Origin of the sequence: Paenibacillus sp. NPDC056933 (genome assembly GCF_042674385.1) — a bacterium.
Taxonomy (GTDB): Bacteria; Bacillota; Bacilli; order Paenibacillales; family Paenibacillaceae; genus Paenibacillus.
On the sequence record NZ_JBHUQN010000001.1, the window covers coordinates 2,875,062 to 2,898,032 of the forward strand.

General features: G+C 40.4%; 15 protein-coding genes. 12 read left to right on the forward strand and 3 right to left on the reverse strand.

From position 1 onward, the window contains the following. Positions 1 to 167: 167 nt before the first annotated feature. Entirely contained in the window at positions 168 to 3,266 is a 3,099-nt protein-coding gene (locus tag ACFTRD_RS12795; protein WP_379380321.1) for a hybrid sensor histidine kinase/response regulator, read from the reverse strand. A 129-nt stretch (positions 3,267 to 3,395) separates the two neighbouring features. Further along, positions 3,396 to 4,553: a response regulator gene (locus ACFTRD_RS12800; RefSeq protein WP_379380323.1), complete on the reverse strand. Its 1,158-nt coding sequence runs from the start codon at positions 4,551 to 4,553 to the stop codon at positions 3,396 to 3,398. Positions 4,554 to 4,820: 267 nt separating this feature from the next. Here ACFTRD_RS12800 and ACFTRD_RS12805 point away from each other — a divergent pair, with 267 nt between their 5' ends. The 8 genes from ACFTRD_RS12805 to ACFTRD_RS12840 all read left to right on the forward strand — a co-directional run bounded on the left by ACFTRD_RS12805 (position 4,821) and on the right by ACFTRD_RS12840 (position 17,609). Beyond that, positions 4,821 to 6,560: an ABC-F family ATP-binding cassette domain-containing protein gene (locus tag ACFTRD_RS12805; RefSeq protein ID WP_379380325.1), complete on the forward strand. Its 1,740-nt coding sequence runs from the start codon at positions 4,821 to 4,823 to the stop codon at positions 6,558 to 6,560. Positions 6,561 to 6,951: 391 nt separating this feature from the next. Further along, positions 6,952 to 7,470 (forward strand): PadR family transcriptional regulator, encoded by a 519-nt coding sequence (locus ACFTRD_RS12810; RefSeq protein ID WP_379380327.1) that lies wholly within the window; start codon positions 6,952 to 6,954, stop codon positions 7,468 to 7,470. A 371-nt stretch (positions 7,471 to 7,841) separates the two neighbouring features. Next, on the forward strand, positions 7,842 to 9,659 hold the full coding sequence (locus ACFTRD_RS12815) for a cache domain-containing sensor histidine kinase (RefSeq protein ID WP_379380329.1): 1,818 nt from the start codon (positions 7,842 to 7,844) through the stop codon (positions 9,657 to 9,659). 42 nt (positions 9,660 to 9,701) lie between these two features. Next, positions 9,702 to 11,285, forward strand: coding sequence for a response regulator (locus tag ACFTRD_RS12820; RefSeq protein ID WP_379380331.1), 1,584 nt, complete (start codon positions 9,702 to 9,704; stop codon positions 11,283 to 11,285). Between the two features lie 152 nt (positions 11,286 to 11,437). Next, a complete protein-coding gene (locus ACFTRD_RS12825; RefSeq protein ID WP_379380333.1) occupies positions 11,438 to 12,343 on the forward strand; it encodes an ABC transporter permease in 906 nt (301 codons plus the stop codon). A gap of 2 nt (positions 12,344 to 12,345) precedes the next feature. Next, positions 12,346 to 13,215, forward strand: coding sequence for a carbohydrate ABC transporter permease (locus ACFTRD_RS12830; protein ID WP_379380335.1), 870 nt, complete (start codon positions 12,346 to 12,348; stop codon positions 13,213 to 13,215). 64 nt (positions 13,216 to 13,279) lie between these two features. Beyond that, positions 13,280 to 14,848, forward strand: coding sequence for a type 2 periplasmic-binding domain-containing protein (locus tag ACFTRD_RS12835; protein WP_379380337.1), 1,569 nt, complete (start codon positions 13,280 to 13,282; stop codon positions 14,846 to 14,848). A gap of 115 nt (positions 14,849 to 14,963) precedes the next feature. Beyond that, entirely contained in the window at positions 14,964 to 17,609 is a 2,646-nt protein-coding gene (locus ACFTRD_RS12840; protein ID WP_379380339.1) for a glycosylhydrolase-like jelly roll fold domain-containing protein, read from the forward strand. A 493-nt stretch (positions 17,610 to 18,102) separates the two neighbouring features. Here ACFTRD_RS12840 and ACFTRD_RS12845 read toward each other — a convergent pair whose 3' ends face one another. Then, positions 18,103 to 18,660 (reverse strand): TetR/AcrR family transcriptional regulator, encoded by a 558-nt coding sequence (locus tag ACFTRD_RS12845; protein WP_379380341.1) that lies wholly within the window; start codon positions 18,658 to 18,660, stop codon positions 18,103 to 18,105. A 142-nt stretch (positions 18,661 to 18,802) separates the two neighbouring features. On the opposite strand from ACFTRD_RS12845, the gene ACFTRD_RS12850 reads away from it, so the two are divergent. The 4 genes from ACFTRD_RS12850 to ACFTRD_RS12865 all read left to right on the forward strand — a co-directional run bounded on the left by ACFTRD_RS12850 (position 18,803) and on the right by ACFTRD_RS12865 (position 22,776). Then, positions 18,803 to 20,068 carry an acyl-CoA dehydrogenase family protein gene (locus ACFTRD_RS12850; RefSeq protein ID WP_379380343.1) on the forward strand — a complete coding sequence of 422 codons (1,266 nt, stop codon included), beginning with the start codon at positions 18,803 to 18,805 and terminating at the stop codon, positions 20,066 to 20,068. After that, complete coding sequence (gene ssuE / locus ACFTRD_RS12855; RefSeq protein ID WP_379380345.1) at positions 20,065 to 20,610, forward strand: NADPH-dependent FMN reductase; 546 nt, start codon at positions 20,065 to 20,067, stop codon at positions 20,608 to 20,610. The genes ACFTRD_RS12850 and ssuE overlap by 4 nt, the downstream gene beginning before the upstream one ends. 823 nt (positions 20,611 to 21,433) lie before the next feature. Further along, a complete protein-coding gene (locus ACFTRD_RS12860; RefSeq protein WP_379380347.1) occupies positions 21,434 to 22,135 on the forward strand; it encodes an SDR family NAD(P)-dependent oxidoreductase in 702 nt (233 codons plus the stop codon). Between the two features lie 182 nt (positions 22,136 to 22,317). Further along, positions 22,318 to 22,776, forward strand: a complete 459-nt coding sequence (locus ACFTRD_RS12865) for a MarR family winged helix-turn-helix transcriptional regulator (protein ID WP_379380349.1) — start codon at positions 22,318 to 22,320, stop codon at positions 22,774 to 22,776. Positions 22,777 to 22,971: the final 195 nt, after the last annotated feature.

Genomic DNA, 22,971 nt, shown 5'->3' on the forward strand with positions numbered 1-22,971 from the left:
TCCTGAAGGTAATACTGAAGGCGAAGAGTTTAACGGTGAATTTGAAACAAATATTGAAGCTCATGGACAGTAAAAATAAGGAATAGGGCGAGAACTGAGATCATCTAAGAAATTTAGAAAGAAGGAGCCACATGTAATCATGCTCGCTCCTTCTTTTTATACTTTTCTTATGAGTTCGGTACGATAAATGAAACCGTAGTTCCTTCACCAGGTATACTTTGAATCATTAAGCCTTGTCCATAAATTTTTTTAAGGCGTCGATCCGTATTCGTTAATCCCACACCGGATGTCCCAGCTTTTTTCTTGCCATCTAATAGGGAAGACAGCTTTGTCTCATCCATACCAACTCCGTTATCATGTATAATGATCTTGATGTAATCCTCTTCTTTCGAAGCCGATAGGGTTAGCTTTCCTCCACTTGTACGGTTCAATATTCCGTGACGAATTGCATTTTCTACGATAGGCTGGATTGTTAGTGGCGGAAGTTTTGCATCCAAATGATCGGGCAGATTCCATTCCACTTCCAATCGTTCTCCAAATCGTTCCTTTTCGATATATAAGTACGCTCGTAGTAAGTCAAGTTCATGGGACAGGGGTACCAGACGCTCTAAATTCTTCGAATTAAAACTTCCCTTTAAGTAGTCACCAAATGCTTCGAGCAATGTAATCATGCGATCTGGATCTAATAGACTAAGCGAAGCAATGGAATTGATTGTATTAAACAAAAAGTGAGGCTGAATCTGAGCTTGGAGCCATGCAGCTTCCATGCGTAATTGCTCGTCAACGGATTGTTTAAAATGGATTAATGCGCGAATTCTTGACTGTAGCTCTAACATTTCAACCGGTTTTGTTAAATAATCATTAGCACCCGCAAGAAAGCCAGTATGAATATCTTCCGGTCTGATTCTTGCCGTCAATAGCAGTACAGGCAGCTCGAAAATAGTAAATTTCTTACGTATCATTTCAGTAAGCTCGTAACCGGACATTTCCGGCATCATGACATCCGTTACAACCAGATCCCACTGTTTATGGCTAATTTGTTTAAGGGCCTTCTGAGCACTATTTACGGCGGTAACCTCATAGTTGTCCAGCTCCAGCAATGACTTTATTACCTTCAAATTGATGGTATCATCATCCACTAAAAGGATAGCCCCCGTGACATTATCTACCTTATATCTATTCTCTGAAGAAACAGCTTCTTCCATATTTACGTTCATCGCGTTTGGTACGAACTGAACAGAATGCCCCGCTATCACTTCACCGTTCTTTAAACCTTTTATAGCTGGTATGGCCTCTGCAAGAGGTAGGGAAAATGTGAAGACAGATCCTTGTCCAAGCACAGATTTAAGCTCCAATGTTCCGCCATGAAGTTCTACTAATTTTTTGCATATGCTGAGTCCTAGACCTAAGCCGCTACCTTGAGAAGTTATGCTGGAATCAGCTTGTTCATATGGGGAGAATATTTTTTGTTGCATTTCTTCGTTAATCCCAATTCCCGTATCCATAATATGGACATAAACAACTTCATTCTGGGTCTCCGCACGAAGGGAAACACTGCCTTCCTTCGTATATTTCAAAGCATTGTGAACTAAGTTGAACATAATTTGGGCAAGTCGGTTTTCGTCAGCTGCTACGTTAGGCAATGAATCATGAATCTCGTTCTGTAGCTTTACGTTCTTATTCACCGTCATATAGTTCAGCATATGGACTACTCCCTTTGCCACTGCAGGTAAAGAGACACTTGTTGTATCTAGCGTAATCCGGCCTTCTTTAAGAAGGGTAATATCAATCAAGTCATTGAGCAGATGTGACATGCGTTGCCCAACTTTAGTAATTAGCATCAAATCTTCATGATCAGGTGCATCTAGCTTACTACTCCTTCGAATAATAATCGATTGAGCCATATTAATGATCGCATGGAGCGGATTCCGAAGCTCATGTGACGTATTAGCGAGAAACTCATCTTTTTGCTTGTCCACTTTTTTGAGCTCTTCCGCTTGTTTTTCAGCACGTATTGCAGTTTTAGTGAAGCGCACAAACCAAAAGGAGGCAAAAACAACAAAAGCTACAATAAGATCAATAGGGTAATAAGGCAGATCTTTATTAAACCAGGACTTAAATAATCCGCTGAATACCATATTGAACGAAACGGCAATTCCGGCAAGTAGGATAGAAATAGCTGCTTCTTGACCTGTCCTGACGGCCTGTCTTGAAATAATAGGTACAAGTAAGATAGCTGAGATCATAAAAACACCTAGAATCTTAGACGTGTAATCCAGCCAACCTATAGGAAAGAAAAGAGTAGTCGTTGCATATGAGTAAAAGAAAATAGAAAAAATAAAAATCAGTTTCTTAAAACTATGTACAGTCAGCAGGTGATTTGTACACAATACTAGACAGTATGAAAGGGCAGAGTATCCAATAATTCTCATGCGTATTGCCCATTCAAAATTAATCGGGAACCACTGAAGCAGCATTTTGTCATCATCCATTAACGTAGCAATCAAGGCAAATAGAATAATTCCGGCAAAATAAAAGAGCTCTTTCTTTCGGTGACCGACGAAAAGCAGGATAACGATATATAACATATGAAGCAGCAGAATAATGCAGACTAGCAATTGCATATTCTCGCTAAAATGTTTTTCATTCACGACAGAATATGGAGTTCCAAACTTTATGGATTGAATAATTCCACCTTCGTTATGATAGTGAAAATTACTGACATGAATGACTATATCCATTGTGGACTGCTCCACTGTAAAGTTACCTGTATAGGGTACAACCTTGGAGATCGTTCCAATCGAAGTTTCATCAGGATGGCCTGATTCGTATAAAAGGCTTCCATTAATATATAAGCGATAAGCAGTCTTTATTTCAGGAATATGAATGCCATAGGACGTATTTGATGTAGGCAAAAGTACGCGAAGTCGATAAGTTCCGAAATCGGACTCTGGACTCGTATCATTAAAAGTACCAGGAACCTTTGTTGAATTCGCAAAATGTAATGTGTCATTAAAGGATGTGCCGGGAGGAATGAAGGTATCCGGGTAAAAGTCCCATTGCCCGCTCAATGTGACCGTCTGTTGATCATCAAATTTCCAGTGAGATAAATCAAGTACCCCCTGAGCTGCATGGGGCTGACTGGGAGAGGAGAACTCCGTATACCATGCCAGCCTCATACTGATTAAAGCTGCTAAGTAAATGAGGATAAGCCAAGCCATCCTGTGTTTTGATATGTTTTTCTTAATATGAAAGAATGATGGCAACGTTAACAATCCTTTTTTATACTTTATAGTGGGGCTTATAAAAATACTGCTTATTATTGTTAAAGACAAACAATTTCGGTTTTATTGCTTTGAAATCTCCCTTCAAGGAATAGAAGGAGACACACGAATTTAAAATGCTGATTTTAAGGTGAGTTGTTTCTTTCTCCATTCCTTAACCCATAGTTGAATATCGTTTCCTGGGAGAATATCGTATTCCTCTTTTAGTTGTGTCGTAAGTTCTTGGTAACACTCAAGAGTTTTTTGTGGTTCGCTCATCTTGTCATACAGCTTCATTAAGGCAAATGAAGACTTTTCCTCCATTGGATATAGATGGCGTATTTGTAAATATGCTGTCAAAGCATCGTTAAATCTCTGCTGATCCTCATACCACTGGCCTAAGCGTAAAGCCGTATTTAGCCATAATTGTTTAAGTCTTTGCCTTTCTCCCTCGGCCCACCAATAATCGTATTCCTGCAAATAATCACCTGTATAGCTGCTCATCTTCTCAAGATAAAGCGCTAAATTCTCTGAAATATCAATAGTCTGTGAAGAGTCATCCCATACTGCTACGTCCAAAATAATATTATCTAGCTCCAACAGATAACCTTCATTTGCACTCTTTATCTGAAATCTTTTTTCATAGGGGGTAAGACTTTTACGAATATGGTAAATCGTTGTATACAGTTGTGAGTATGCCTTGTTTAAATCTATATTGCTCCATAGCAAGTCCACGATAAATGATTTACGAACTAGCTGTCCTCTGTGCTGAAGTAGATACAGGAAAAGTTCCTGTGCTCTGGATGTTCTCCATTGCATTAACGAAAATTGACCAGGTGATTGCGGCTCCTCTATCATGACTTGTCTGAACATTGTCATCCTAAGGGGTTGATGTGGATGTGGGTCAGGGTTATTAAAACTGACTCTGTTCTTGCTCAATATCCGATTCATCGTTTTGGACAACCGATCAAAACGGACCGGTTTTACAATGTAATCCATGGCGTTTAATTCGAAGGCTTCCACAGCGTACTCTTGATAGGCTGTAACAAATACCACCATCAGACCAGGATGATCCTCCAACAATCGTTCTGCTAGTTCAATACCATTTATCTCAGGTAACTCAATATCAATAAACGCGATATCCACTTTAGTATGTTTTACTATAGCCATGGCATCATAGGGGTTTGTGAATTTACCAATAATTTCAAGGCTAAAGTTATCCATCTTCATTAATTGAAGCTCCAAATAAGACAACGCTAAAAGTTCATCGTCAATAAGAATAGCTTTCATTTATAAATACTCCTTGTATAGAGTTTATTTAGTATATCAATTTTATCACGGATGTTGAAAAATGGAATAAAAACTCGAAGTATGCAATGGTTGATTCTGAAAATCGTCCAACAACCCACCTTTCTAAAGAAAGTATTAGAATTTCGAAGTGAGGGTAAGGACTACAAATGGATTGAACTTGGCGGTAAACAGTGTTACTCTAAAAGTCTATGTTCGACAATACATTTAATAATAGTCACCATTTTAGTTGTAAAGAAAGGTAACACTATGATAAAAGTTGAAAACTTATCCTTTTCATTTCCGCAAAAAGAACTATATAAAAACATTTCATTTACGTTTGAAGATGGGCAACATTGCGCTTTTATCGGGACGAGTGGCAGTGGGAAAAGTACGTTGATCGATATACTGTTGGACCCGGAAAGATATTTGTTCGAGGGCAAGTTAGAGATAGACCCGGAATGCAGAATCGGGTATGTCAGTCAGTTCTTGCAAGTCGACAAAACGAAAGAAATGACCGTCTTTGAATATATCGGAGAAGAATTTATTAAGATACAAGATGAAATCACATCGATTTATGCTGAAATGGAAACCACATCGGATATGGATTCGTTGCTGGAAAAGGTTCAATTCGCTTTAGACGCATTCGATTCGATGGATGGGGATAATTTCGAAAACACCATTAATAAGCAGCTAAACCTGGCCAACCTCATGAAGCTCAAAGATCTTAGTATATCCGACGTGAGTGGTGGGGAATTCAAACTTATTCAAGTGATGAAGGAAATGCTTAAGCGTCCAGACTTAATGATTATGGACGAACCCGATGTATTTTTGGACTTTGAAAACCTAAATGCGCTTAAAAAACTTATTAATTCCCACAAGGGAATGCTGCTAGTTGTTACGCACAACCGATATCTATTGAATCATTGTTTCAACAAAATTATACACCTTGAAAACACGGAGATCCAAGAGTTTGATGGGCGATATATTGATTATAACTTCTCGCTGCTTCAGACTAAGATCGAGCTGCAAGAAATCGCGGTTGCTGAAGCTGAAGAAATTGAGAGATACGATCACATCATCGACAATCTTAGAGAGATCGCCACGTATAATTCGGAAGCCTCCAGAGGCAGAGCGTTAAAAGCCAGAGTCAAGTTTCAAGAGAGATTGGAAGCACGTCGAATAAAAGAGCCATTTGTCGATATTAAGCAGCCGAATATCAGTTTTGGTATTGATAATGAACTTGAAGACACCACTGTTGTTAATGTCAATAATTATAGCGTTGCCTTTGACGAGTTGCTTTTAGACAATGTTAACTTTGAGATAAACTCTACAGATAAAGTAGCCATTATCGGTTCAAACGGTACCGGTAAAACGACTTTACTCCGAGAAATCTTTAAAAATAATCATGCTTCAATTGAAATGAATACGGATGTCAAAGTGGCTTATTTATCTCAGGTCCAAGGCGAAATGCTAAAGGATTCCAATACAATACTAGATGAATTCATCGATGCTGGGTTTAAAACATATGATGAGATTAGATCGTATATTTCAAACTATGGCTTTGAAGGAGAAATCCTTAATCAAAAGATAGAATCTTTATCTGGTGGAGAAAAAAACATGCTTCAATTAGCTAAAGTTTCTGCCAGTAAAGCAAACGTATTGCTTCTTGATGAACCGACAAGCCATTTAGACACCTATACACAAATAGCACTGGAGAAAGCCATTGAGGACTATAAAGGTGCGATTCTCATGATTTCTCATGATTTCTATTCTGTTGTAAATGGTATGGATTATGTTTTAATCATTGACGATAAGACGATTAGAAAAATGAGTATGCCAGAATTTAGACAGATGATTTATGCGAGCCATTTTAATAGAGACTATTTAGAAACTGAACAAAAGAAAAAATCAGTTGAAATGAAAATAGAATTGGCTTTAAAAGATACTAATTTTGAATCCGCAAAAGGTTTGGTTGATGAGCTAGAAGAGCTAATTAAGTTGCTTTAAGTCAGTTACAGCGAATAGGGCTAAAGTGAATTATTCCGAGTTCAACGATGAAACATGATGATGGTGGGATAGTTTCCATAAAAAGACACTGATGATAGAATATCAGTGTCTTTTTATTGCATTGATTTCTTGATAGCACAAGAACTTGGTTCCATTTAAAGTCGCTGTCTCTGCTATACAGCAGCCGTTCTTCAAAGATTAATCTTAACCAATGTCTATCCTACAATGTTTTTCTGAATCGCTTTGATTTTCTCCTCAGTAAAGACGCCGGATTGAAGTAAATCTAAAATGGAAAGGACTCTTCCACTAGAACCCCAACTACTGCAATGTCTGGGTTTAGGAGGAAACTGAAATAGCAAATCGATCAGGGAGAGCCAACACCAAGTTTGCTGTGTTAGGCATACTCTCCTTGGGACCACATACCCGTTACGATATAAAACAGCATATGGAACAAAGTACAAGTTATTTTTGGAATGAGAATTATGGGCAGATCTACCCCAGTTTGGCTGAACTACTTGATAATTCAGATATTGATATGGAAATTATTCATCAAGACGGAAAACCTGATAAAAAACTATACAGAATAACAGATCAAGGGAGACAGACATTATCTCAATGGTTATCTCAACCAACAGATTATGTCGTAGATCTTAAAAAGAACGAGTTATTATTACGAGTTTTTTTTGGTAGTAATTCTTCGCCAGAGATGATCATCATGCACATCGAGGAGTATCAACGTAAACTTGAAGAAAGTTTAAGAGTGTTCGAAGAACTGGAAAAATGGCTTCTTAATATGGATCACAAGGATAAAAATCATAAATATTGGATGATTACAAATCAATATGGAAAAAATCATTTCACCAGTTTAATCCAATGGTGTGAAAATAGTATTGTCATTCTTAAATCATGATCAGCGTTGGGTATTAATGCACTAGCTAATAATCATGGAATGGACGATCCGATAATTTTCTCGTCATATGGAGAAAATACGGGTCAAAGATTAGTGCCTATATTTAGAATAGAATAAAAACAAAAAGTACTTACTAGAGGCCGATATTATTCCCTCATGGTAGACAGTGAAAAAAGAGGTCATGTTACAATGAACTCGCCACTGGAACCGGAGGGGATTTTTGTATCTCAGCAGTCCAGTTACTGCTGAGGGACTCATACAATCTCCCGCTACTTTCATTGAAAACTCTTTACAAGATATAGAAAATGGATGTAAAGTTAACGGAATTACTGAGGATATTAATAAAGATTACAATAAAGGAAGGGCTACGTATGAATCGTAACAACTGGATAAGAAAGTTACATACTTGGATTAAAAATATGAGATTTCAACATAAGTTAATGTTAAGTTACCTGCTGGCATGTATCATTCCAGTTTTAATTGTAAGCGCATTCATATTTCACCGATCCGCTAAGGAGCTTGAAGATTCATCTCAAGAATTTGCTTCTTTGTATACGTCACAAATCAAATCTTCCTTAAACGAATTTATTAAGGAATATGATAAGATCACGAAATCAGTACTAATTGACAACGAATTGATCTACAAACTCGGAGAAGAGTCGAATATGCCTATGAACGAGGTTGTGAATCAAAGGGTAGCCGTCCAGCAACTACTCATGAGGGTTGCATTGCTTAAATCCGAGATCAGCACTGTAATGTTGATCAGCCGAGACAACAGTGTTTACCAATATACAAATACAACAAGCAGAGTGGATGACAACACACTGTTATCACAGGATTGGTATAATAAGCTCCGAAACTGGGAGCAGACTTTCTTTATAAGTGGCTTACATGATCGTTCCTATTATGAGGATAAGGGAGCGGGAGCCGTCGTGACGGTGGGAAGAGTTCTTTATAATTCCAAGGGAGCATATGCCGGTATTCTTTTAATTGATTTGGATCCATTCACATTGCTCCAGCTTGAGCATGAATTCATCCAGGCGCGGGATAAGTATGGCATAAGTGTGATTATAGGCAATAGCCGAAGAGAAACCGTTTACCATTCTGACGCAGCCAGTGGTCAAATAACCTGGGAGCAATTGCTCAAAACGGATTCTGATGTCCGTTGGAGTATGGGAAGCAAAGATCACATTATTTTAACGGAAGTCACATCCCAGGGAGAACTGTTCATCAAAACCGAAATCCCACGTTCTAAATTGCTACAAAAAATCAATCGAATTAAAGCTCTGACCGTAGTTGTTATCTTGATGGGCTGCCTGATTATCTTCCTGATCTCGCTTTGGTTAAGCTATACAATTACGAGACCAATCAAGGCACTTAGAAGAAGCATGAAGCAAGCAGAAGTCGGTCAATATCTCCCGATAGAGAAAGATCAGACCACCGATGAGATCGGAAGTTTGGTATACAGCTACAATAAAATGATCATCACAATCAAAACTTTGATTGAGGATGTGTACGTTGCGGAGATCAAGCAGCGTCAAGCCAAATTTCTTGCTCTTCAAAATCAAATTAACCCCCATATGTTATACAACACCCTTGAATCCATTCGTATGAAGGCTATAGTGAAGGATGATGATGAAACTGCAGAAATGATTAAAATTCTGGCTCGTATGTTTCGGTTAACCTTAGGAAAAGAAAGAAGTCATCATTCTGTAAAGCATGAACTGGAGTACACCGCCAATTATTTGGAACTTCAGAATATCCGATTCGATAACATGTTCCAATTGGTTGTCAATATTCCAGATGAAATGCTTGATTGCAGCATGATCCCCTTGGTATTTCAGCCTATAGTAGAAAATAGCATTAACCATGGTTTTGAAACCTACAGCCGGACGTTGACTATCGAGATCGAAGGGAGTTGGACAGTCAAAGGAGACATTTTGTTCCGAATTTCGGACAACGGAATCGGGATGTCTATAGATAAACAGACAGAGTTGTGTTCTCTCCTGGAAAACACTACTTCGAACAAGTTTAAGCTTGAAGAGGCAGATGAATTGCGGGGGAACGGTCTAGGTCTGACAAATATAGCCGAACGAATCAAACTTCACTATGGAGATCAGTATTATGTCACTGTTTTTCCAGGTGTCGAGAACGGAATGACAGTTGAAATATTGATTCCTAAAATTTAAAGTTCAGTCTAGTTAGCTCTAAAGTGGGAGAGGGTGACATGTATGAAAATCATCTTAGTGGATGACGAGAAGGGAATTTTGGAGGGGCTCAAAAAAATAATAAACCGATACATTCCTGAATGTGAAGTCGTTGGAGCAGCTCACAATGGAATAGATGGGTTCAATATTATTCAAAAGTGGCAACCGGACATTGTTATTACAGATATACGGATGCCTCAGGCCGATGGATTGGAAATGATCAAAAGGTTAAAAGACCTAGATATTCAGAGCAAGTTCATTTTGCTAAGCGGATATGCGGATTTTGAATACGCTCGAACAGGTATGAAGCTAGGCGTGAATTTTTACATCAACAAACCTGTTGAAGAATGCGAGCTACGGGAGTGTGTATGTCAGGTCATGGAGGAGATCCGTTCAGAGAGAATGAAATTACAGGAAATAGACAACTTGAAGCAGGAGTTCCATAGTCGCATCCAAGAAGATGCCTTGCGAGATGTACTCGATCTAGGTAATGATCACCTGGAACTTGTTGAAGAGCTGCTTCGGGTCAACCACATTCCTATGAAGAATTCAAGGTATGCGTCTATCTTGATCGAAATGAATGGTAACGTTGATTTTCTGAGGGAGTATGGATTTGATCCTGTATTTCGACGTATTGATCTGATCTTAAGAAAGTATGATGGCGTGTATCGGTTTCGTTATTCAGGCGCACAAGTTGCGGTGGTTCTCACTCATGGTGCTGCATTTGAGTTAGCAGAACTGGTTCGCGCGATACATCGCCTTAAAGAGGTCTTGACTCGCGAACTGAAGCTTTCCATCATCATTGGAGTCGGGACAGTACAGGACCGCCCCGTGGGAATCAGCCATTCTTTTGAAGAAGCGCGGAATGCACTAAGTTACAAATTGATTAAGGGAGCAGAGGGCGTCATTCCTTTCTCCGAGATCATGAATCTTTCGGAAAGAAGTAAACTTGTTCCCGAAGAAATCATCACCGACTTGGAAGCCGCGATCGACAACATGGATGAACAAGAATGTGTAGCCATTATTCATCAGATTTTTGGACGGATACAAGATGAACACAGTATTAGTCCTGCAGATCTCCAGCTGCAGTGCTTAAACATTCTTTTATTGAGCATTCGGAAAATGTCTATTCAACAACTGCAGCAGAACGAATTGTTGGGCCGCCATATTTTGTCTTTGGAGGGCATTTCGCGGTTCGAGACTCTCGCGTATTTAGAGGCGTGGATGGTACAAGTCATCCGTGGAATTATTGCTTTTAAGCTGGAACATCATATTCCCAAAAAGAAGGACATGATTTCGGAAATCAAGGATTATGTCACAGACCACTATAACGAACCGATCAGCCTTGCTGAAGTAGCTGCTCGTTTTTTCATCAATCCGTATTATCTAAGCCAGTATTTCAAACAAAAGACAGGTGAGACGTATTTGAATTTTTTGACCCAAATCCGAATTAGTAAAGCTAAGGAATTGTTGGAGGGGACCGATTTGAAAATTTACGAAATTTGCCATGAGATAGGTTATTCGGATCCGCAGCATTTTGCGCGGATGTTCGAAAAACTGACAGGTTGTAAACCTAGAGAATACCGAAAAAAACTTACAAGCTATTAAAAGAAATGGCCACTTCCCATTGGAGTGGTTTTTTATTTCACTTAAAAAACACATGTTTTAACTTAAAAATGCCCAATTGAGTAAGGGGTAATCGGCTTGTATAGTTATATTTGTAAGCGGATTCAAAAATAGAATGTTAGGGGGGAGATAAGTTGAACGTTTTTTCGTTTCATCGAATAAAGGTGTATTGGCCGCTATATGTGATGGCCATTCCGGGTATCATTTTTCTCATTGTATTTAAATTCATTCCGCTGGGCGGTGCTGTAATCGCTTTTAAGGATTATTCGGTTTTTCAAGGGTTTGTTGATAGCCCGTGGGTAGGTCTCAAGCATTTTAGAGCTCTGATCGACCATCCTGATTTTGTTCGTGTGTTTGGAAACACGCTGTTTTTAGGCTTTCTCAAACTTGTCCTAGTATTTCCCGTCCCTGTATTACTTGCGCTAATGATTAACGAGATTCGAAAATCAGCACTAAAAAAAGGAATCCAAACTGCGCTGTACATTCCGCACTTTTTGTCTTGGGTTATCGTTGGCGGAATTCTGTTTGATTTCTTTTCATTGAGTGGATTGTTCAACATCATCATCGGGTGGTTTGGCTTTGAACCTGTGCTAGCCATGCAGGAGAGTGCGTACTTCAGGCCCATTTATGCGATTTCGTCCATATGGAGAGATGCCGGATGGGGAACAGTGGTGTATATGGCCGCTATTAGCGCTATTGACCCACAACTCTACGAATCCGCGATGATCGATGGTGCATCCAAGATAAGACAAATCCGTCATATCACATTTCCGCTTCTTTTACCTACTATACTTGTACTCTTCCTGCTTGAAATCGGGAATTTCCTGGATCTCGGATTCGATCAAGTGTTTAACATGCTTACCCCGATGACGTACAGTGTTGGAGATATCTTGGACACGTATGTATTCCGGACAGGCATTCAGCAAGCGCAGTATAGCTTCGCGACTGCAGTCGGGCTATTTCAATCTGTAATTGGACTTATTCTGGTGTTTGTTTTTAATAAATTGTCCAAAAAAGTGTCAGATGGGGGGCTATGGTAGAGATGGTTGAAGCGAGAGGAGAAAAAGTATTTGTTACTGCAGTTACCGTTTTTCTCATTTTGTTTTCTATTGCGGCCATAATCCCGCTTCTGTCCGTGATCTCCACATCACTTAGTTCCAAAAGTGCAGTGGATATGAATCTGGTGACCCTATGGCCCAAACAATTTACATTTGACTCCTGGCTGTATATTATTGATCGTCCAGATTTGTGGAGATCATTTTTTCTGACAGTTGGAACCACAGTTATTGGGACGATTTTGGCACTTCTGATGACAGCCTTGTTCGCGTACCCGCTGTCGAAGTCGGAGTTCCGCTGGGGGGCCGTGATAATGATATGCGTTGTAATTGCAATGATCTTTAAAGCGCCCATCGTGCCATATTTTCTGACCGTCCGAAGTATTGGTCTTTATGATAATCCACTGGTTTTGATCTTGCCTCATATTCTGAATCCATTTAATTTAATCATCATGAGAACTTTTTTCAAACAATTTCCAAAAGAACTGGAGGAAGCGGCCTTTCTGGAGGGTTGCGGCTATTTCCGAATGCTGTTTCATTTCGTACTTCCGCTATCCAAGGCCGTAATGGCTACCTTAGCTTTGTTCTACGGTGTGGTGCTGTGGAATCAGTTCCAGCATCCACTTTTCTTCCTGCAGGATACAAACTGGTTTCCGCTTCAGATCAAAATTCGACAGTTCATCACCGACGACAGCGTTATGATGGCTGGGGCCGCATCAACGGTTGACCTTAACTACAACGAGCGGACATTGAGAGCAGCGACTGTCATTTTTGCCATCGTACCGATCATCATCGTTTATCCATTTTTACAAAAATATTTTGTCAAAGGAGCCATGCTCGGCTCCGTAAAAGGTTAGCACAATCTTAGTGAAGATACATGGGACGTCTGTAAATTTAACGGTGATTAAAGGAGGAAATAACATGATTTTTAAAAGGATCGGATTAATGTTGGCCGCAGGTGTCCTTGCCATAAGTACGATAACCGGTTGTAACTCTGCTGGTGATTCTTCCACTTCAAGTCAGAATTCCTCCACCAATAAAGACGGTACTGTCGACATTGAAGTATGGGGAACGAACATTGGATATAAGCCGATCACCAAAGGCAGCAAGTTATATGAATTTTATAAGGAAAAGCTTGGCGTGGGTGTTATTCATCCATACGTGGAATGGAACGGGGGCACCAACTATCTGAATCAGCTAAACTTGAAGATCGCCGCTAATGAAATGCCGGACTTATTCATACCTCAGCAAGGAATTGAAGACAGTCTGGCTAAAAATGGTGCGATTGCCGATCTGACTGAACTGTTGCCTAAATATGCACCACATGTATGGGAAGCGATTCCGCAGGAGATGTGGGATGTAGTCAAGGCGAACGATCCTACCGGTCAGGGGAAAGTCTATTATATTCCGGGTGTCGTGGAATACGGGAGATACGCTGGTATGATCCGCCAGGATTGGCTCGACAAACTGGGTCTGACGATGCCAAAGACCCAAGACCAGTATGTAAAAGTGCTTGAAGCCTTCCGGGACCAAGATCCAAACGGCAATGGTCAGAAGGATGAGATACCAACTGGAGGCAGGGAGCAAGCACGATGGATGGATCATCTATTCGCCATGTACGGGGTAGCTATGTTTGAAGGATATCCCGAGTGGGACATTTATGATGGTGAGCTGACTTATTCCGCGGTGACTCCGAATATGAAATCGGCCTTGGAGTTCACGGCTAAACTGTACAAGGAAGGACTAATCGACAAGGAGTCACTTCTGAACACGAAGGATAAGTGGGATGGCAAAATTCAGTCCGATAAGGTAGGTAATTATTTTCACTGGGTAGAACATGGAAATATGGTTCTCGAAAATCTAAACAACAACACGGGCGTGAAGGCTAACTTTACCGTGCTCCCTGTACCGGAAGTCGAGGGCTATGAAGGATTCTACACCATGAAAAGATTCGCTCCTCCGCAGTGGGTCATCAAGAACAATAAGGATGAGAACAAACTGATGGCCACTCTAAAGCTGCTGAACAACATGTATGACAAAAAGAACTGGAAAGATCTCTTCCTAGGCGTGGAAGGCATGCATTATACGATGAAAGATGGCAAAGCCGTCAAACTGCCAGATGATAAGAGCAGTCAGGAAAATCAAATTCTTAATCCTTATTCCACTCTAGCTACACTTGATTTTACTATCGATCTTTTCAATAGTACTTCATCCGAAGACAGTAAATGGGCAATTGATCAGGTCACACGAAACATGCAGGAAGCGCAAAAATATGCAAAAGTCATTGCTGGAGACGGTATGCCAGCCAGCGTATACGATAGTTTCCCGGATATTAACAATCGTACACTCTACGTTGAATATGCAACCAAAATCATTCTGGGACAATATCCGATCAGCAAATTTGATGAGTTTGTAGATAAATGGAATAAATCAGGTGGCGAAGAGGTTACGAAACGGGCTAGAGAATGGTATACGAAAGTGCAGAAATAATGGATCAATCAAAACTTATATCCGCCCGCTACTGATTTGAAACGGGCGGATATAAGTTTCAGTTAGGGCTATTAGACATCATCTGATTGAAATAGAGCCGAAACAGGAGGGAATCATGAGAAATCGTTTAATGGAGGTTCTTGAGGGTAAGGAACATAACTATATCCTTCCTTTTCTTTGGCAGCATGGAGAGGAAGAACAGGTAATTCGGGAAGAGATGGCCCGTGTATATGAATCAGGCATTGGGGCCGTGTGCATCGAAGCACGTCCACATCCTGATTTTCTTGGACCGAAATGGTGGTCGGATATGGATATCATTATGGATGAAGCTCGAAAGCGTGACATGAAGGTGTGGTTACTTGATGACGATCATTTCCCAACGGGACATGCGGCAGGCAAAGTGAAAGAAGCGCCTGAAGAGCTTCATCGGATGTTTTTGGGTGAACGTTATATCGATATGATCGGGCCAGCCCAAGGAGCATCTTTTTTGCTAGATACTTTGCTCATGACTGGGCTTCGACCTACCGTATCCCTTAAACAAAACGCAAGTGGTCACAACAAACTTGTTTCCGTTGTGGCTGTTCGCCGAAATCCATCCGATGGAAAATTGCTTCCTGAATGTGTCGACATAACAGAACTTGTGCATAATGGCACCCTTTATTGGGATATCCCTGAAGGATATTGGCGTATGTTTATTATTTCGGAAAATAGAGATGGCGGCAGCAAGGCACAGGAAGACCATCTGAACCCGCTAGATCGGGATTCGGTTCATATTTTGCTCGATGTGGTTTATGAGGCTGTTTATAAACGTTACAAGGCAGACTTCGGGAAGACCTTTGCTGGATTTTTTTCGGACGAACCCGGATTTTACAATGATAAAACAACGTTTGACTTTGATTCGAAACCCGGTAAACAAGGAGTACTACTCCCTTGGAGCAATGAAGTACACGCTTTGCTTGAGCAGGCGTTGGGTGAGGATTACAGAAAGCACCTGTATCTACTTTGGCAGGATGTGGGTGAACAATCCAGTATCGTACGGTACGCTTATATGAATATCGTTAGCAAGCTATACGCGGACAACTTCTGCAATCAAATTGGAGCTTGGTGCAGAGCTCGAGGGGTCGAATATATCGGACATGTACTTGAAGATAATAACGTCCATGCAAGATTAGGCCCCGGCGCGGGACACTTTTTTCGCTCCCTCTGGGGACAAGATATGTCGGGGATTGATGTAGTACTATGGCAGATTGTGCCTGGCTTCGATGAATTAAGTTTCCGCACGACATCAGGGGAGACAGATAGTGAATTCTTCCACTATGGCCTGGCTAAGCTTGGTGTATCCCTTGGGCATATTGATCCAAAAAAACAAGGACGGACGATGTGCGAATTGTATGGAGCCTATGGTTGGACAGAAGGGTTGAAGCTGATGAAGTGGCTGACCGACCATATGCTGGTCCGCGGTGTTAACTACTTCGTACCACATGCCTTTACTCAAAAATCGTTCCCGGATCCGGACTGTCCGCCGCATATGTATGCAGGTGGGAAAAATCCTCAGTATCGTTATTATAAGTATTTAAATCAATATATGAATCGGATAAGTCACCTGATTTCAGGAGGAAGACATGTGGCATCTGCTGGTGTCTTGTATCATGCGGAAGCTGAATGGGCGGGGAAATCGATGTATTTTCATAAGCCCGTAAAGGCTTTGATGCAACGTCAAATTGATTGCGACATTCTTCCTATCGATGTTCTTTTGGAAGGGGCCAGTGTGATCGACGGCAGACTGCATGTTACCCAGGAGGATTTCAGCTGCCTGATCGTACCTTATTCAGAAGCTCTTCCTGCAGCGATGCTCCAGCGTTTAGTCCAGTTTGCCGAACAAGGACTTGCCATTCGCTTCATTGATGGGCTGCCAGCACGATCAAGCGAAGGTATTGACGTTCCCGATGACCTTATACGACTTGCCAATCACATGAACGTTAAAGTTCTATCCCTGGACAACTTGGTACAAGATCTTATCGGAGAAGGACATTTTGATATTCAAGTTGATACGTTTCAACCTTATCTACGAAACTATCACTATGTTCATAACGAGTTGAATGTTTTCATGTTTTTCAACGAAAGTCCATTTGAAATTATACACACAAAGGTTGTTTTGCCTGTACAAGGTGAATTGTATACCTATGATGCATTTCTTAACCGTTTGAACAGCTTGAATACAATAGAGAAGGATTCGAAGTGGGTATCACTTGTCCTTAACCCCTTTGAATCCATTATCCTGATTCACGGAAAGAATCTTGAATGTTATGCCGTAAGCTCGCTGTGTATCGAGGGGGAAGACACAATGGATCTGGAAGCTGAATGGACGGTTTCTATCTCAAATGCTGAATACTATCCTCACTTTGTGGAATGGGGCATATTAAGTACACTAATTAATATGAGTTTACCTGATCATCTACCTCACTTCTCCGGAACATTTCGTTATGAAGCGGAATTTGAATGGAAGGAATTGGCGACTCAAGTGCTTTTAGATCTCGGCGAGGTATTTGAAACGGCAGAAGTGTGGCTAAATGGTGAGCATGTTGGAGTTCGGATCTGTCCACCTTATCGGTTTGAGATTACGGATCTCATTAAGAAGGGGATAAACAAAATGACCATCGAAGTTACAAATACATTGGTAAAAGATCAGCGAGATTTTCTTTCATCGTTTGCCCAGCAGGAGCCTAGCGGACTTATTGGACCTGTTAAAATTCTAACTTAATTTTAAAACAGACTGGAGTACTTACAATAATGATATCAAGGACCAATAATATGTATCCATTAAAAGTCGCTAATTTAGCGGCTTTTTGGATTCAGAAATTCAAATCCTTCGTTAGTCTCTACATAAAAATTATCAGTATACAATTCACATATTTGTCCGTATAAAATGAGAGGAATTACGAGGAATATTTCTGAATATACACATTTATCCATAGACTGTGATTCATCACTGATCAATAGATAAGATGTATAACATTCTAATAATTTCAATCTGGCATAGAAAAGATTTCTTATTAATGTGTGGCGTATATTGGCCATATTAAGTTCTTTATGTGGGTTTCTTTAACGCAACCGGAAGCATTAGTTTGTCATGAGTCCCAAATAAAATAGTAGCCAGCCGACTATAGTCGACCGGCTTTTTGTTAAGCTAATTGGGCAGGGTGGTTCCAATTAGCACCCTATATTCACGTGCTTATTATTTGTAAAAAACGAGATTATTCCGCGAAATCCCATTCTGAAAAGATATTCATCTTTTTATATAAATCTTCCTCATCCATAGATATGTTGTTCTTAATCCACCAATTTAAAACGCCAAGAACTGCTCCAATGTAAGCCTCTATTTTAATTTGTATTTCTATGGAATCTACTTCAATGGAGCGATGCTCAACCAAGTACCTCTTCATACCTGCTCCCATATCTTTCCGTAACAAATTCCTTAAAGAATCTCTTTCTTCAAATAGAAGTTGTGAAAATAAAGTTTTATGTTTCGCTGCAATAGAAAACAATTCCCGAAAATTATCAGATGGAGAAAGGGATACCTCGGCGAAGTTCTTAAATTCTTCCTCGGCAATTTGACGCACGGCACATGAAAGTAAATCAAATTTATCCTGAAAATGCGTATAGAACGTAGTCCGGTGCACCATTGCTAAATCACAAATTTGCTTCACTGTTATCTGTTCAAATGAGTGTTTTCCCATTAGATCAAATAGAGCATTGTGCAGGAGCTTATGGGTTCTTCTGACTCTAAGGTCTTCCGTTGTTTTATTAACCATGACAGATTCCTCTCTGTGTATCGTTTTTCGACATTTTGGCGTTTTTATCGGTTGATGACGCTCATTATACAGCATATTATTTATTCTACAAACACGTTTTAAATATACACGTGTATAATTAAAAACAAGGAGCGATATATGAATGGCTAACTTAAGTAAAGAACATCAACTCACCGTACTTGAACAGCAATTACTAAACAACGCTACAGAGCTAGTTCCCTACCTTCAAAAATTCGGAATGATTATTGATGAAGAAAGACATATTCCTGAAGAGGTTATTCAACAAGTTTCGGATGCTGGTCTGTTTAAACTTGGCACACCAAAAGAGTACGGAGGTCACGAGGTTAGTATCCGGGCCATGGTTGAAATTATTTCCGAGGTAGCCAAGGGGAACGGCTCTGTTGGCTGGGTCGTTCAAATCATAAATGGAAACAACTATACAGCTTCATTATCTTTACCGCCCCACGTATTAGATTCGCTCTTCGGACAGGAAGAGGAGGTGCGTTTTTGTTCCGTCTTGGCAGCACGCAAAGCGGTAGTGAAACCAGTAAACGGGGGCTATTTGGTAGAGGAGGGCTTTTGGGGATTCGGTTCAGGTTCCAAGCATGCAACCCATGCTTTGTTAAATTTGAATGACGCAAAGTCCATGGAAGAAAGCGGGAATTTGGGGATGATGTTAGCCGTTGTTCCGATGAGTGAAGTTACAATTGTAGATGACTGGTATACGATGAGTTTAAAAGGGTCGGCAAGTAACAGTTTGGAAATCAAAAATGTCTTTATTCCGGATCAATATGTTGTCACCCAGGACACGAAACAAATAAGTTCTTTGTCTGTTGAATTAAAAGGGCGTGACAGATATAGACCTTATGTACAGCTTATTACAAGCATTACAACCGGAATCAGCGCGATTCTCGGACTTGCCAGAGGGGCTGTCGAGTATTTTGTTGAAAAAGCGCCTCATAGAGGAATAACAATGACTATCCATCATTCTCAAGCGGAAGTAGGACATATTCAGTATAAAGTAGGGCTTGCGGCCATGAAGGTTGAATCCGCTCATCTTCATATCAGTCGAGCCATTGATCATATGGAGCATCACGTGCAAAATGCAGAAGGGTTCAGTCTAAAGGAATTGGCTCAGCTTCAAACGGATATGACCTATGCAGCGATGTTATGCTGGGAAGCTGTAGACATGCTAATGGCGGAGAGCGGAGGGAGTGTCATTGCCGATTCCAATCGCTTGTCTCAAATCTTCCGCGACATTAGAGGTGGCTCCAATCATGCGCTGACTACAGCATCCACAGGGCTTGAGCTATACGGAAGAGTGCTATTGGGCTTACCACCACAGCATGGTATGACATTAGCTTACGTATCATCTCAAAAACAACTAACGGAGCTAAGCAGACAATGAGTAAAATAGCGATCATTTCTGGAAGCCCCAACAATAGATCCCGGGTAAACGGAGTCATACAATATGCCAAGTTGAAATTGGAGCAAAAGGGCTGCGAAGTGGCGATCATTGATGTGTCATCGTTACCTCCAGTTGACTTGATGCATGCGAATTTCAATAGCAAGCCCATATTAAGCGCACATGCCAAAGTGGAAGAAGCAACAGGAATCATTGTTGCAAGTCCGGTTTATAAAACGACCTATACTGGCGTCCTTAAAGCTTATATTGATTTATTACCGCAAAAAGGCTTTAAAGATAAAATTGTAGCTTCGTATTTTGTGGGAGGCACCATTTCGAACTTGCTTTCAATTGACTATGCATTGAAGCCCCTTTTAGCCTCGATGGGTACTAAATCTTTTGCTGAAAATGTATTTGCAATCAACAATCAAATCGAACGTAATGAAGATGGCGAAAAAAACATACGTTTCCAATTAGCTAACGAAATCCAGCAACGTATGGATGCCTCCATATTCGATCTGATTTCCTACGCAAAATGCATCTAAGGTTAAGATAAAGAAAACGTTGGTTAGAACGTCATGGAGTAGTTTGCCGATTGGCAAGCTGCTCCTTTTTTCGAACACATACATATACTTATCGAATCCTGGGAGACCGGTCGTTCCTGTGATATCCAAAAAAAATTGTTTTTTTCAGTCTGCTCTTTCTTGATTTGAGTCATCGGCTGATACACGATATAGAAACTATCCGCTTCATCTTGATTCTCCCTAAAGTAATATTGTTCACGTAACGTAAACGCTACAAGCGGGATTATCCTTAATGAAGGATAGGATGTTCACCCAGGTTATGCTTGAGGATATCTGCAAGAGTGCTGAAATATCCAAGGTCACTTTTGTCAAGTTTTATCAACGCAAAGAGGATCTGCTGATTTATTTTATGCGGGTTTGGTTTACTGAACGGATGATCGAGATCGAACAAGAAGGAAAAAAGGATTTCAGGCATTCCGCCATTTACTGTCCGAGGTCGATAAGGAGCATCAAGTAAGGCCGGGGATGATGCCGAGTTTGATCTCCTTTCTTGCAGAACATAACATGCAGCCTTGCATGCCCGAGCTGAGTCGGGCGGAAGTATCGCTGCTCTTTCCCGGTCACGAGGAAGCGGGAAGCCAATCGGCTGCCTTTGTTCAACTAAACCGTCAGATTAGTCTAAAGGGTATTAAGGCGCACACCCTCCGAAAAATTACTATATAAGAATTAGCTTGCCATAAAAGAAAATATATCATAAACTGTTGATGCATCAACGTTGATATATCAACAATAAGGATTACGGAGCAGTGAACTTAAGATTGCCCGTAGAAAAGGAGAAAAATAGATGACAAAGACAGCATTAGTAACTGGTGCGAATAAAGGGATTGGATATGAGATCGCAAAAAAGTTGTTAAAAGAAGGATATCGTGTTCTGGTTGGAGCACGCGATCAGGGGCGAGGAGAAACGGCAGTAACTGCCCTTCGAGCATTTGGTGATGCGCATTTGCTATTGTTAGACTTGGCTGATTTACACAGCATTGATCAGGCAGTGACAACGATAACGCAGAATTACAAAGAGTTATCTCTTTTGGTGAACAATGCCGGTATTCCAGGCGATATGCATAAAGTTGGATGGGAATTTGCCGTTGAGGATCTCCAAACCACGTATGAAGTCAACTTTATCGGTCCTTTTGCGCTTTCAAAAGGTTTGCTCCCTCTGCTGATTGCCAACAAGGGCATGATTCAAAATATTAGTATACCTATTGAGCCATTACCATTTTTCAATGCATTTGCTTATACAACATCCAAGGCTCCATTGAATGTCATGACGAAGTCATGGGGAATGAGCTTTGAAAAGGAGAATATACCAGTAGAAATTTTCACCGTGATGCCTGGAGCGGTTTCGACAGATTTGAACGGGAATATGACAGGAGATTTTGTGAAAACACCTGTTCAAGCTGCGGAATTAATCGTTAACTTTGTTTTGGATGATGAAAACCACAATGGACAAGTAATAAATTACGACGGTACTCTGTCAGTGTACTGAAGAAATATTTCTATGGTAGCCCTCTTTCTACTGGAGAGAGGGCTTTTAGGTTTGGATGAGAGGGTGGAAACAAAACGAAAGAACGACACGTTTTCGTAGTGCTGTAGGGAGACCGACTTGTAAAAAAAGAAATTAAGTTGTATATTGTCTAATACATTGCAAACACGTAGCAGTAAAATATTATGATGAAAGATGTGATGGTTTTGAGTAAAGATTGGTCACAGGAGTCGAAGTTATTATACGAAATGTATCGTGTAAACAACTCCATAAATACTATATTTGATGCTTACATCAGTATCAGCCAATCTCGCTTCGAAATACTCGCATTAATATATCAAGAGATTGAAATCAGTCAAGGGGAATTACAAAAGAAAGTGACTCTTGACAAGGCAGCTATCGCGAGGCATCTCAAACAACTTGAAGACAATAAGATCGTATCACGAAGAAAAAAAGATGAGGACAATCGTATTATTTTGGTTCAATTAACAGATTACGGAAGAGAATTGATCGAAACATCACAAAAGGAAAAAGAGCATTTTGCGAAGGAACTATTAACGAATATTAGTGATACGGAACTGGATGTGCTGAGAAAAATATTAGTGCAATTAAATAAAAATGTGGAACAAATGAAGGAAACATAACAAGAGCAGGGTCTGAACTGCTCCCCGTCAAGTAGACAGTAAAAAAACAAAAAATGGTTCTAGGCAAGCCGCGAATAAGCGGCTCTTTGTTTTTATAAGATACTGCACTCATTATTGCTATAGTAAATTCGTTGCCTGCCACAATTGTAATTATTCAAAAGACAACAGATGCGCCGTGGAAGAAATCATATTGCA